The sequence below is a fragment of the Kribbella sp. NPDC050281 genome (assembly GCF_040655855.1).
Lineage (GTDB): Bacteria > Actinomycetota > Actinomycetes > Propionibacteriales > Kribbellaceae > Kribbella.
Map to the genome: position 1 here is coordinate 358,687 of NZ_JBFAKS010000001.1, position 12,641 is coordinate 371,327.

The following is a 12,641-nucleotide window of genomic DNA, read 5'->3' on the forward strand; positions in this document are numbered from 1 at the left end:
CCATATCGGCTGGATGGGCACGAAATCACTTGCCTGAACGGTTTTTCCCAGGCAGGATGACCAACTACACACAGCACCCGGAGACGAGGGATCTGACCATGTCGTTCGACGACGCAGAGTTCACCACCCTGCAGACGTCGGCGCGCGACCACCTCTGGATGCACTTCACCCGGATGTCCAGCTACGAGACGGCCGACATCCCGGTGATCGTTCGCGGCGACGGCGCCTACATCTACGACGCCCGCGGCAAGCGGTACCTGGACGGCCTGGCCGGACTGTTCGTCAACCAGCTCGGACACGGGCGCACCGAGCTCGCCGAGGCGGCCGCCAAACAGGCGTCCGAACTGGCGTTCTTCCCGCTCTGGTCGTACGCACACCCCAAGTCGATCGAGCTGGCCGAACGCGTCGCCGGGTACGCGCCGGGCGACCTGAACCGGGTCTTCTTCACCAGCGGCGGCGGCGAGGCGGTCGAGACCGCCTGGAAGCTGGCCAAGCAGTACTTCAAGCTGACCGGCAAACCCGGCAAGCACAAGGTGATCAGCCGTGCGATCGCGTACCACGGCACCAGCCAGGGGGCCCTGTCCATCACCGGTCTCCCGGATCTCAAGGCGCCGTTCGAGCCGCTGGTGCCGTCGACGTTCCGGGTCCCGAACACGAACATCTACCGCGCCCCGATCCACGGCGACGACCCGGCCGCGTTCGGCCGCTGGGCCGCCGACCAGATCGCGGTCGCGATCGAGAACGAGGGCGCCGACACCGTCGCCGCCGTCTTCCTCGAACCGGTGCAGAACGCCGGCGGTTGCTTCCCGCCACCGCCTGGCTACTTCGACCGGGTCCGCGAGATCTGTGACGAGTACGACGTACTGCTCGTCAGTGACGAGGTGATCTGCGCGTTCGGCCGGCTCGGGCACATGTTCGGCGCCGAACGCTACGGCTACCAGCCCGACATGATCACCTGCGCTAAGGGCATCACCTCCGGCTACTCACCGCTCGGCGCGATGATCGCGACCGACCGGCTGTTCGAGCCGTTCAGGCACGGGGACACCACATTCGCCCATGGCTACACCTTCGGTGGCCATCCGGTATCAGCCGCGGTCGCGCTGACCAATTTGGACATCTTCGAGCACGAAGGCATCAACGAGCACGTCCGGGCCCGGGAGGGGGAGTTCCGGGCGACGCTCGAAAGATTGCTCGATTTGCCCTTGGTCGGCGACGTCCGCGGTGCGGGGTACTTCTACGGGATCGAACTGGTCAAGGACAAGGCGACCAAGGAGACCTTCGACGACGACGAATCCGAGCGCCTACTGCGCGGCTTCCTGTCCAAAGCCCTCTTCGACGCCGGCCTCTACTGCCGAGCCGACGACCGAGGCGACCCCGTCATCCAACTCTCCCCACCCCTGATCTGCGACCAGCCCCACTTCGACGAGATGGAACAGATCATCCGATCCGTCCTCACCGAAGCCGAATCCAAGCTGTAGCTCTTCCCCACGCGTACACAGCCCGGGAAATCGTCTAGAAGTCGAAGCCGAGGCCGAGTTTGTCGAGGGTTCTCAGCCAGAGGTTTCGGTGGCCTTGGTGGGTGTCGGCGCGGGACATGGACCAGCGGGTCAGGTGGATGGCGGCGGCGCGGATGGGTTCGGGTGGGAAGGGCATGGGGCGTTCGCGGACCATGCGGAGGCGGGTGCGGTCGGTGTCCTCGTCGTACAGGAGGTCGAGCATGACGTCGGCGCCGAAGCGGGTGGCGCCCACGCCGAGGCCGGTGTAGCCAAGGGCGTACCCGACCTGGCCGGCGTGCGCCGTACCGAAGAAGGCGCAGAAGCGGGTGCTGGTGTCGATCACGCCGCCCCAGCGGTGGGTGAAGTGCAGGCCCTCCAGCTGGGGGAACGTCGTGAAGAAGTGGCGCGCGAGCATCTCGTGGATGCTGTGGCGTAGTTCGTGGCGGGGATCGATCCGGCTGCCGTAGTAGTAGAGCGGGATGTAGCCGCCCCACAGGATGCGATCGTCCCGGGTCAGGCGGTAGTAGTGGAAAAGGTTCGACGCGTCGCCGACACCTTGGCGGTTGCGCCAGCCGATGGAGTCGAGCTGTACGGCGGACAAGGGCTCCGTGACCAGGACCAGGTCGTAGACGGGGACTGTGTAGCGGCGGAGGCGCCGGAGCAGGGGCGGGAAGGCGTTCGTGGCCAGGGCGATCCGGTCCGCCCGGACCGAGCCAGTTGCTGTGGACAACGTTTTGCCGTGCATCCTGTTCACCTGCGACATTTCATGGATGCGTACGCCGTGCAGCAGGCAGGCACGGCGCAGACCCCAGGCCAGCCGGGCCGGCTCGACCAGAGCCATCCGACTCGGGTCGGACAGTGCGCCGAGGTACGTCGGTGAGTTGACCTCAGCACGGGCGGCGTCCTGGTCCAGCAGCGTGACACCGTCGCGCTCACTCACCTCCTCGGCCAGTTCGTCGAGGTGATGTGGCTCGGTGGCAACGGTGAGTTCGCCGCTCAGTCGCCAGTCGCAATCGATGCCGTAGCGCCCGATCGTCTCCCCGATGGCAGCGAGATTGTCGGCGCCGAGCTGCTCGAGCTGGCCGATTTCCTCGGGCCAGCGCGCGAGACCGTTGGCGAATCCGTGCGTGAGGCTGGCGTCGCAGAACCCGCCGTTCCGTCCGCTGGCCGCGGATCCACAGATCTCCGATTCCAGCAGTACGACGTCCAGTTCCGGGTACCGTTCCTTCGCCCGCAACGCCGTCCACAGGCCGGTGTAACCACCGCCGACCACGGCCAGGTCGGCCTCGGTCGGGCCGAGGAGCGAGGGCGAATGCTCCGGCGCGGCCTTGTCGTCGAGCCAGAACACTCGCGGTTCTGCATCCGCCAGCGCCGCAAGTTTCATCGCGTCCGTCGGCGGCGGGTGAGCTCGCCACCCACGACGAGCAGGAGGGCCAGCAGGAACATCGCCGTACCGACGACGTTGATCTGCGGCGGGATGTCGCGCTGCGCCGACCCCCAGACGAACATCGGGAACGTCACCGTCGTACCGGCGTTCAGGTTCGTGATGATGAAGTCGTCGAACGACAGCGAGAAGCTGAGCAGCGCAGCGGCCACGATGCCGGGCAGCACCAACGGGAACGTGATCCGCCAGAACGCCTGCCACTCGGTGGCGTACAGGTCCATCGCGGCCTGTTCCAGCCGGAGGTCCATCCCCGCCAGCCGGGCCTTCACGGTCACCACCACGAAAGACAGGCAGAACATCACGTGCGCGATCAGGACCGTCCAGAAGCCGAGCTGCCCGCCGAATCCGCTGGACACGAACAGCGCCAGCAAGGACGAGCCGAGCACGATCTCCGGCGACGCCATCGGCAGGAAGATGAACAGGTTCGCCGTCGTCCGGCCGCGGAACCGGTGCCGCACCATCGCGAACGCCATCAGCGTCCCGAGTGCGGTCGCGATCAGTGTCGCGAGCAGGCCGATGCGGAGGCTGGTACTGACCGCGTCGCACAGACCGAGTGGCCGGCACGGGTGCTGCCAGTTGTCCCAGGTGAAACCGTCGAAGGTGTAGGACAGCTTGCTCGCCGGCTGGTTGAACGACATCAGGATCACGACGGCGATCGGCGCGAACAAGTACAGCAGGACGACGATCGCGACCAGCATGATCACGTTCCGCCCGAACCAGTGCCCGACCCTGGTCATACCAGATCCTCTGTCCCGGCGCGGCGTATGTAGAGCAGCACAAGTACGACGATGGCCGCCATCAGCGTCACCGACAACGCCGCCGCCGTCGGGTACGCGCCGGCCGCGAACAGCCGCTGGATGTCGTTGCCGATCATCCGTTGTTTCGGCGTACCGAGCAGCTGCGCGTTGATGTAGTCGCCGGCCGCCGGGATGAAGGTGAGCAGCGTGCCCGCGATCACGCCCGGCATCGACAGCGGCAGCGTGACTTTCCGGAAGGTGGTGAAAGGCCCGGCGTACAGGTCCCCGCCGGCCTCGAGCAGCCGCGGGTCGATCCGTTCCAGGCTGGCGTACAGCGGCAGCACCATGAACGGCAGGAAGTTGTACGTCAGCCCGGTGACGACCGCGGACGTGGTGGCGAGCAGTCGCCCGTCCTCGCCGAGGATGTGCAGCCACTTCAGCGCGTCCACGACGAAGCCGTTGTCACTCAGCAGCAGCTTCCACGACAGTGTCCGGATCAGGAAGCTGGTGAAGAACGGCGCGATCACCAGTGCCAGCATCAGGTTCTTCCACCGGCCGGCCTTGACCGCGATCGCGTACGCGAGCGGGTAGCCGAGCAGCAGGCACAACGCCGTGGTGATCAACGCGTACCACAGCGACCGACCGAACGGACGCCAGTAGTCCGCCATCGTGTCCGTGAAGTTCTGCCAGTGCCAGGTCATCGAGAATCCGTTCTCGATGGACCCGTTCGGGTCGTACAGGCTGGCCGCGAGCAACGACACCAGCGGTATGGCGAAGAACAGCAGCAGCCACAGCCCACCCGGAAGCAGCAGCAGGTACGCCGTCACCCGCCGGCCGGATCGCTGAGGCGGGGGCGATGGCTTGGCTGCGGTGGCGGTCGCGCCCAGCTGGCCGACCGCACTCATCCGGCGCCACCCGGGTCGTCGACGTGCTCGACTCCTGCCAGCGCGTCCTGTTCGGCGTCGAGCACGAACGTGTGCGCGGGCTGCCAGTGCAGGTCGACCTCGTCGCCGACCGCGAACGTGCCCCGGGCACCGGTGTTCTGCTCGAACACCGTCAGCTCCTGGTCCCATGGCAGCCTGACCAGGTACTGCGTACTCACGCCGACGTAACTGACGTCGGTGACGACCGCGCCCCGGAGCTGGTTCACGCCGTTGCTCTGCTCGGTACCGGCCGCGGCCAGGAACACCTTCTCCGGTCTGATCCCCATCCAGACGTCGCCCTCGGTCACCCGGCAGCGCGGCAACGGCACAGTCACCTTGCGCCCCTGCACCTCGACGATCAGGTTCTGCTCGGCCCGGCCGATGATCGATGCCCGGATCAGGTTGGACTGGCCGAGGAAGTTCGCCACGAAGGTGGTGGCCGGCAGGTCGTACAGCTCGGCCGGCGACCCGAGCTGCTCGATCACACCACCGTTCATCACCGCGATGGTGTCGGCCATCGTCATGGCCTCTTCCTGGTCGTGCGTGACGTGCACGAAGGTGATCCCGACCTCGGTCTGGATCCGCTTCAGCTCGATCTGCATCTGCCGGCGCAGCTTCAGGTCGAGCGCACCGAGCGGTTCGTCGAGCAGCAGCACCTGCGGCCGGTTGATCAACGCCCGGGCCAGGGCTACTCGTTGCTGCTGGCCACCGGACAGCTGAGACGGCCGGCGCTTGCCGAAGGTCCCGAGCTCGACCAGGTCGAGCATCTCCGTCACCTTCGGCTTGAAGTCCTTGACGCCACGACGCTTCAGCCCGAACGCGACGTTCTCGAAAATGTCGAGGTGCGGGAACAGCGCGTAGTTCTGGAACACCGTGTTCACCGGTCGCTTGTACGGGCGCAGCCGGGTGATCTCTTGCTCACCCAGGCTGATGCTGCCGCTGCTCGGTTCCTCCAGCCCGGCGATCATCCGCAGGGTCGTGGTCTTGCCGCATCCCGACGGTCCGAGCAACGCGAAGAAGGAGCCGGTCGGCACAGTCAGATCCAGTTGCTGCACCGCGTACTGCGCACCGAACTGCTTGCTGATCCCGGTGAGGACTAGGTCGCTCGTCATGGTCAGCCCCCGATCGCAAGGTTGAAGTCGGTTTCGTAGAGCTTCGCCTGGTTCGTGTCCAGCGGCATGAAGGCGAACGTCTTGGACAGCATCGCCTGGTCGGGGAAGATCAGCGGGTCCTCGACCAGCTCGGGGTCGATCGCCTCCATCGCCTTCTGCGCGCCCTCGACCGGACAGATGTAGTTCACCCAGGCCGCGAGCGTGGCGGCCACCTCCGGCTCGTAGTAGTAGTTCATCAGCGCTTCGGCGTTCGCCTTGTGGGAGGCCTTGTTCGGCACCATCAGGTTGTCCGACCACAGCGCCAGGCCCTCTTCCGGCACCACGAACTTGATGTCGGCGTTGTCCGCCTGCATGGCGATCACGTCACCCGACCACGCTTCGCAGGCGGCGATGTTGCCGGCGTTCAGGTCCTGCACGTAGTCGTTGCCGGTGAACCGGCGGACCTGACCGGAGGCGACGCTGTCCTCGAGCCGCTCCAGCGCCTTGCTCCACTCCGCGTCGGTGAAGTTGGACGGGTTCGCACCCACCAGGCGCAGCATGAACGACATCGTGTCGGGCATCTCGGACAACAAGGTGATGCGGCCCTTGAGATCCTCGCGACTGAGAAGGTCCTCGAAGCTGCCGACCTCGCTGGTGACCTTGGCGTTGTAGGCGATCCCGGTCAGACCGGTCTGCCAGGGCACGCTGTGGTCGCGGTTCGGGTCCCAGCTCGGCGCCCTGAGCTGCTCGAGCAGGTTGGCGTCGACGTTCGGGATCTTCGCGTGGTCGAGCTTCTGGATCCAGCCCAGGCCGATCATCCGGGCCGCCATCCAGTCGGTCAGCGCGAAGAGGTCGCGGCCGCAGGGCTGGCAGGTACCGAGCTGGTCGCGCACCTTGGCGTAGAACTCGGCGTTGTCGTTGACGTCGGCGGTGTAGGTGACCTTGATCCCGGTCTGCTTCTCGAAGGCGGCGAGCGTGGGCGGCGGCGCTTTGCTGTTCTCCTCGTCCTCGTCGATATAGCTCGGCCAGTTCGAGAAGATGAGTGCCTTCTGCTCACCGGACAGATCGGTGCTGACACACGAGCCGGCGCTCTGTTTCGCGGGGGGAATGCCGCACCCCGCCAGCGCGGAACCTCCGGCCAGACCGAGGGCGGAGAGCGACATCCCGCGAAGAACCGCCCGGCGCCCCACGACGGATTGTTGCCGAAGACTCATCGCACACCTCCCCGGATGCGTCTGTCGCGGGCGATACTGTCAAACAGAATGGATCGAGACAAGGGATTCCGTAGTTAATAGCCCGATTTGCAACGAATTCCGCTGCATTGACTTGCTTACACCAGGTAACCCTGAAAGGATCTCCGAGTGGCTGTGCGAACGGGGAACTCCGACAAGAACCAGGCGCTGCTGGACGACACCTCGAAGGCGATCATCGAGCAACTCCAGAAGGACGGACGCCGTTCGTACGCCGCGATCGGTAAGGCGGTCGGACTGTCCGAGGCCGCGGTGCGGCAGCGGGTGCAGCGACTGACCGAGGCCGGCGTGATGCAGGTCGTCGCGGTCACCGATCCGCTCGAACTGGGCTTCGACCGGCAAGCGATGATCGGGATCAAGGCCGAGGGTTCGCTGGAGCCGATCGCCGACGAGCTCGCGAAGATGGACGAGGTCGAGTACGTCGTGATCACGGCCGGCTCGTTCGACCTGCTGGCCGAGGTTCTGTGCGAGAGCGACGAGCACCTGCTGCAGGTGCTGTCGGAGCGGGTCCGGCGGATCGACGGCGTGAAGGCGACCGAGACATTCGTCTACCTGAAGCTGGTCAAACAGACGTATTCGTGGGGTGTGCGCTGATCCTCTGGGCCGAGACGACCGAGCCCGCGGCCGCACGCCCGGGGCTCGCGGGTGACCGGAACGCCGACGTGGCGATCGTCGGCGCCGGGTACACCGGCCTGTGGACCGCGTACTACCTCGCGAAGGCCGATCCTTCGCTGCGCATCGTCGTACTCGAGGCTCGGACAGCCGGGTTCGGGGCCTCTGGTCGCAACGGTGGTTGGTGTTCCGCCTTGTTCCCGGTCTCGTCGCGGCGGCTGGCGGCGCTGCCCGGATCGAGCCGTGAGTCGGCGATCGAGTTGCACCGGGCGATGCAGGCGACGGTCAACGAGGTCGGGTTGGTGACCGCTGCCGAGGGCATCAACTGCGATTACCACAAGGGCGGCACGATCGTGTTCGCCCGGACCAAGGCGCAGCTCGCCCGGGCCCGCGCCGAGGTGGCCGAGGCGCACGACTGGGGTCCTGGTGACCTGCGCTTCCTCGAGCCGGACGAGGTCGCGGCGCAGGTGCGCGCCACAAAGGTGCTCGGGGCAACGTTCACGCCACACTGTGCCGCGATCCATCCGGGCAAGCTGGTGCGTGGACTGGCCGCTGTGGTCGAGGGCCTCGGCGTGACGATCCACGAGAACACTCCGGTAACCGCGATCGAGTCCGGCCGCGCGATCACGCCGTACGGCGTCGTCCGCGCCGAGGTGGTGGTCCGGGCGACCGAGGGGTTCACGCCGGCGCTCGACGGGCAGTCGCGGGCGGTGGCGCCGGTGTACTCGTTGATGATTGCGACCGAGCCGCTCGACGATGCGAGCTGGGAGCGGATCGGGCTGGCGGACCGGCCGACGTTCAGCGATCACCGGCACCTGATCATCTACGGGCAGCGCACGGCCGACGGGCGACTCGCCTTCGGCGGGCGCGGGGCGCCGTACCACTTTCGGTCGCGGGTCAAGGCGTCGTACGACGAGGTGCCGCGTGTGTTCAAGGTGTTGCAGGCGACGTTGCGTGATCTGTTCGACGGGCTGGACGACGTTGAGTTCACGCATGCTTGGGGCGGGCCGCTCGGCATACCCCGGGACTGGTGCGCGTCGGTCGGGTTCGATCGTGGATCCCGGCTGGCGTGGGCGGGTGGGTACGTCGGGGATGGCGTCAGTACGACGAATCTCGCCGGGCGGACGTTGACGGATCTGATCCTCGGGCGCGACACCGCGCTGGTCCGGCTGCCATGGGTGGGGCATCGGTCGCGGCACTGGGAGCCGGAGCCGCTGCGTTGGCTCGGAATCAACGCCGGGCTGCGCGCGATGACGTTCGCCGACACGGAGGAACGCGTGACCGGGCGGGACAGCCGGATCGCTCGCCTGATGGCACCCTTGATCGGTCGTTAGCGGAGCGCTAGTTGGGTGGTGCCTTCTTCGAGCAGGGATGCGAGCGGGCGGCCGGTCAATTGGATGCTGGGGCGCATCCAATCGTTGAGGATCGGCTCCTCGGTGGTGAGGTGATCGGTCAGTTCGGTCCGGCTCAGCTCGAAGACGTGGGCCGGGTTGCCGGTCAGGTCGACGACAGTCTGCATCAGCCGGCCGGCCTGTTCCTCCCACAGCACATCACCGGCGTCGAGGTGGTCCGGGCGGATCAGCAGCAGGTCGACGTCGCTGTCCAGGTCGCCGTCACCTCGGGCGACCGCGCCGTACAGGCTGGCGTGCACCGGCGGGATCCGCCAGGCGCTGATCTCGTCCGCGAGCCGGCTGACCAATGTACTGCGAAGATCCGCGAGGAACTCGACCGCCGGGGCGACCAGGTGTCTGCGATTGAGTCGATAGAGCAACGAGTTGCCGAGGTCATCCACGTGCACGAGCCCGGTCGCCGCCAACCGCTGCAGCACCAGCCGCACACCGGCGACGCTGCCCGTGCCGGCCAGCTTGTGGATCTGCCGTCCGGACAGCCCTTCGTCACTGCGCGCCAGCACCTGGAGCACGGGACCATCGAGCGACGGCACGACGGTACTGATCGGAGTCCTGAGATCCATAACCCGATCCACCCTAGTGATCACACCCCCACTCACCGTAATCACGATGACCCGTCAACCACCTTGCCCTATTGGTAGCCGCGCTTCAGCAGGTACTTGGCTCCCGCGTCGAAGCCCTCCGGGGTGAGGATCTCGAAGGCGAACGCGTCGGCGAGGCGGTCAGTGATGTTGAAGGCTGCGCAGACCGCCAGTGCGTCCTTGATCTGCTGGGGTGAGACACCTGCTGACAGCACCTCCCGCATGTCCTCGGCGCCCACCTTTCCTTCTCGGGTCAGCCGGCCGAGCATCCGCAACGTTGCCCGAAGCCCGTTCTCGACGGGAGCCGTTTCCAGGTCGTCGAGGACTGCGGCAACGCGTGGCCCGTCCTGATAGGCCTGGCTCGCGGTCGCGGTGTGCGCGCCGATGCAGAACGCGGTCTCGTTCACCTTCGACACGTACGCCGCCATCAGCTCCCGGTCGCCGACCGACCACTCGGACGGGCCGCGCATCGCCTCGTGGGTGAACACCTTGGCGCGATTGCCGTAGAAATCGGGCCGGTAGAAGACCAGCTTGGCGGCGTCCGGCACCGGCTGCCGCGAGAAGAGCCGGATCATCGCGAAGAGCAGCTTGGTTCCGGGCTTGTAACCGCTGTTCAGGATCTCGAGGCGCATCAGCCGACCTCCCCTTCGGCCAGCGCGGCCAGTCCCGCTTCGTACTGCCGGGTGGACTGACCGACCGCGGCACACACCACCAGCTCGAACAACTGGTCCTCGCTGAACCCCGCTGCCTTGGCCGCAGCGAAGTCCGCGTCGGTCACCTGCGACGGCGTCATCGCGACCTTGCCGATCAGCGCCTGCAAGGGCGGAGGTACGTCGGCATTGCCGAAGGCACGGGCCCGATCCTCGGCGGATGCCGTTCCCTCTCCGGTCACCACGCGGTCCACCAGGGCCCGGTGCGCTACTCGTTTCTTGTCCTCATCCGGCACGGCGCACTCCGCTTCTCGATCTCGGTTGTCTGCTCACATGTATATGACGATCGGCGCGCCGCCGAACACGACATGCACCCGAAGAAGGTGGTAATTGGTCTAGTTGACCTGGCTTCGACGGCGGTGGAAAGGGTTCACGGTGGGGTCCGCGGAGTGTTACGCAAGACCAATGCACAGTTCGCTGCCCGGAAAGGCTGCTGAGATCCGGGCGTTGCTGCTCAGCCTGATCGACACGCTGCCGGAAGGTGCCGCACTGCCGCCGGAGCGCGAACTGGCTGTGCGCTGGAACGTCGCCCGGATGACGCTGCGCCGTGCCGTCGACGAGCTCGTGATCGAGGAGCTCCTGGTCCGCCGCCACGGCAGCGGGACCTACACCACCCGCCCGAAGGTCGCCCGCTGGCTCGGGATGATCGGGTTCTCCGAGGACATCCGCCGGCGCGGCATGCGGCCGGGCAGCAAGATGCTGGAGTACCGCCACCAGAAGGCCGAGCGCGCCGCCGCGCGCAGGCTGCGGATCCCGGTCGGCGACCCGATCATCGCGTTCACCCGCCTCCGTCTCGCCGACGATCTCCCGATGGTCGTCGAGCGCACCACGATGCCCGCGGCGTACGTCCCCGGCCTCCAGGCCGAGGACCTGAACGGCTCGCTCTACGACCTGCTCACCAATCGCTACGGCATCGACCTCGTCAGCGGCACCTCGCGCCTCGAGCCTGTCATGCCCGACGCCAAGACCGCGTCTTGGCTCGGCATCCCCACCACCCAGCCGTGCTTGGCTCTGCACGGCGTCAGCTTCGACCGCCGCGACCGAGTCTTCGAGTACACCTCCGCCCTGTACCGCGGCGACCGCTACGCCTTCACCACCGAACTCCGGACCACCCCCACTCCCCGAGCTAACGCCAAGGGCCTCTGAACCACATTCGAGTGGACCAGAGTGCCTTGCCCCGGTGCGTGCGGGGACCGCGTAGCAAGTAACGTCCGGCGCATGGGCATCGGTGAGCGGAGTGCGCTTGTTGTCGGCGCGGGGATCGGCGGGTTGGCTGCGGCGGTGGCGCTGCGGCGGATCGGGTGGTCGGTCAGCGTCCTGGAGCGGGCGCCGATCATCGCCGAGGTGGGCGCCGGCCTGACGCTCTGGCCGAATGCGGTTCGGGCGCTCGAAGCACTCGATCTGGATGTCACCGACCGCACCGTCAAGACAGTCTCGCGCGGCAACATCCTGACTCCGAAGGGCCGTTGGGTACGGCGCAATCACCCGGAGGACGTCGGCGTTCTCGCGATCCATCGCGCGGAGCTGCACGACGTACTGCGAGAGCAACTGCCTGACTCGGTGTTGCACACGGATGCCGAGGTGACCGCGGTGTCGTCCGACGGCACGGTGACCTGCTCGGGTGAGGAACTGACCGCCGACCTGGTGGTTGCCGCCGATGGCGTCAACAGCATCACGCGGCGGACGTTGTGGTCCGGGGACGCGGTCTTCCAGCGCCGGGCGGTCTGGCGGGGCGTGACGCCACCGGAGTCGGTGTGGCCGGTCCAGGAGTCACTCACGCTCGGTCGTGGTGTGCAGGTCGGCGTACTCCCGTTGCCTAGAGAGCGCGTCTACTGGTTCGTCACCGTCAACGCCGATCAGCCCAACCAGTTGTACGCCGACGATCGCCGCGAGGTACTGAATCGGGTCGGGGACTGGCACGACCCGATCCCGGCGCTGGTCGCGGCGACGCCGCCGGACCAGGTGCTGCACAACGACATCGTCGACATCGATCCGCTGCCGACGTACGTGAAGGATCGCGTCGTGCTGCTCGGCGATGCAGCGCACGCGATGCCGCCGGACCTTGGCCAAGGTGCGTGCCAGGCGATCGAGGATGCCCTGGTGCTCGCCGCGGCGCTGGCCGACGACGATCTGCCGCGGTACGACCGGGAACGGCGCGCGCGGGTGCAGCCGATGGCGGCGGAAGCCCGCGACTCGGTCAAGCGGAACTCCAACACGAGCGCGGTCGCACACTTCGGGCTGACCCTCGCGGCCCGGTTCATCCCACCGAAGGCGTGGCGGAAGGCCACCGCCAAGTGGGCCGACTGGACCCCGCCGAAGCTGCCGAACTAGAAAACAAGCACCCTTGCTTCTTTTTCCTGGGCGTGCCAGTCTCGGCTGCACGATCCC

At 67.0% G+C, this 12,641-nt stretch carries 13 protein-coding genes; 5 read left to right on the forward strand and 8 right to left on the reverse strand.

Features of this window, described 5'->3' with window-relative positions; all coding sequences use genetic code 11:
• The first annotated feature begins 98 nt into the window (after positions 1-98).
• Positions 99-1,478: an aspartate aminotransferase family protein gene (locus AB0I34_RS01825; protein ID WP_360438130.1), complete on the forward strand. Its 1,380-nt coding sequence runs from the start codon at positions 99-101 to the stop codon at positions 1,476-1,478.
• A gap of 34 nt (positions 1,479-1,512) precedes the next feature.
• Here the strand turns inward: AB0I34_RS01825 and AB0I34_RS01830 are convergent, their stop codons facing one another.
• From AB0I34_RS01830 to AB0I34_RS01850, 5 genes are read right to left on the reverse strand one after another with little or no spacing between them, the layout of a single operon-like run.
• Positions 1,513-2,880 (reverse strand): FAD-binding oxidoreductase, encoded by a 1,368-nt coding sequence (locus AB0I34_RS01830; RefSeq protein WP_360437725.1) that lies wholly within the window; start codon positions 2,878-2,880, stop codon positions 1,513-1,515.
• On the reverse strand, positions 2,877-3,677 hold the full coding sequence (locus AB0I34_RS01835; RefSeq protein WP_360437728.1) for an ABC transporter permease: 801 nt from the start codon (positions 3,675-3,677) through the stop codon (positions 2,877-2,879). Before AB0I34_RS01835 ends, AB0I34_RS01830 begins: the two co-directional genes overlap by 4 nt.
• Positions 3,674-4,582 carry an ABC transporter permease gene (locus tag AB0I34_RS01840; RefSeq protein ID WP_360437731.1) on the reverse strand — a complete coding sequence of 303 codons (909 nt, stop codon included), beginning with the start codon at positions 4,580-4,582 and terminating at the stop codon, positions 3,674-3,676. Before AB0I34_RS01840 ends, AB0I34_RS01835 begins: the two co-directional genes overlap by 4 nt.
• Positions 4,579-5,712, reverse strand: coding sequence for an ABC transporter ATP-binding protein (locus AB0I34_RS01845; RefSeq protein ID WP_360437734.1), 1,134 nt, complete (start codon positions 5,710-5,712; stop codon positions 4,579-4,581). The genes AB0I34_RS01840 and AB0I34_RS01845 overlap by 4 nt, the downstream gene beginning before the upstream one ends.
• Before the next feature lie 2 nt (positions 5,713-5,714).
• On the reverse strand, positions 5,715-6,905 hold the full coding sequence (locus AB0I34_RS01850; RefSeq protein WP_360437737.1) for a spermidine/putrescine ABC transporter substrate-binding protein: 1,191 nt from the start codon (positions 6,903-6,905) through the stop codon (positions 5,715-5,717).
• A gap of 147 nt (positions 6,906-7,052) precedes the next feature.
• Here AB0I34_RS01850 and AB0I34_RS01855 point away from each other — a divergent pair, with 147 nt between their 5' ends.
• Both AB0I34_RS01855 and AB0I34_RS01860 read left to right on the forward strand, forming a co-directional pair.
• Positions 7,053-7,535 (forward strand): Lrp/AsnC family transcriptional regulator, encoded by a 483-nt coding sequence (locus AB0I34_RS01855; protein WP_360437740.1) that lies wholly within the window; start codon positions 7,053-7,055, stop codon positions 7,533-7,535.
• Positions 7,520-8,887, forward strand: coding sequence for an FAD-binding oxidoreductase (locus AB0I34_RS01860; RefSeq protein WP_360437743.1), 1,368 nt, complete (start codon positions 7,520-7,522; stop codon positions 8,885-8,887). The genes AB0I34_RS01855 and AB0I34_RS01860 overlap by 16 nt, the downstream gene beginning before the upstream one ends.
• On the opposite strand, the gene AB0I34_RS01865 is transcribed toward AB0I34_RS01860, so the two are convergent.
• From AB0I34_RS01865 to AB0I34_RS01875, 3 genes are all read right to left on the reverse strand, one after another.
• Positions 8,884-9,525, reverse strand: a complete 642-nt coding sequence (locus AB0I34_RS01865) for a hypothetical protein (RefSeq protein ID WP_360437746.1) — start codon at positions 9,523-9,525, stop codon at positions 8,884-8,886. The genes AB0I34_RS01860 and AB0I34_RS01865 overlap by 4 nt on opposite strands.
• Before the next feature lie 68 nt (positions 9,526-9,593).
• Positions 9,594-10,175, reverse strand: a complete 582-nt coding sequence (locus tag AB0I34_RS01870; RefSeq protein ID WP_360437749.1) for a hypothetical protein — start codon at positions 10,173-10,175, stop codon at positions 9,594-9,596.
• Positions 10,175-10,489: a hypothetical protein gene (locus AB0I34_RS01875; RefSeq protein ID WP_360437752.1), complete on the reverse strand. Its 315-nt coding sequence runs from the start codon at positions 10,487-10,489 to the stop codon at positions 10,175-10,177. The genes AB0I34_RS01870 and AB0I34_RS01875 overlap by 1 nt, the downstream gene beginning before the upstream one ends.
• 169 nt (positions 10,490-10,658) lie before the next feature.
• On the opposite strand from AB0I34_RS01875, the gene AB0I34_RS01880 reads away from it, so the two are divergent.
• Both AB0I34_RS01880 and AB0I34_RS01885 read left to right on the forward strand, forming a co-directional pair.
• On the forward strand, positions 10,659-11,399 hold the full coding sequence (locus AB0I34_RS01880; protein ID WP_360437754.1) for a GntR family transcriptional regulator: 741 nt from the start codon (positions 10,659-10,661) through the stop codon (positions 11,397-11,399).
• Positions 11,400-11,471: 72 nt separating this feature from the next.
• On the forward strand, positions 11,472-12,584 hold the full coding sequence (locus tag AB0I34_RS01885) for an FAD-dependent monooxygenase (protein WP_360437757.1): 1,113 nt from the start codon (positions 11,472-11,474) through the stop codon (positions 12,582-12,584).
• The last annotated feature ends 57 nt before the right edge of the window (positions 12,585-12,641 follow it).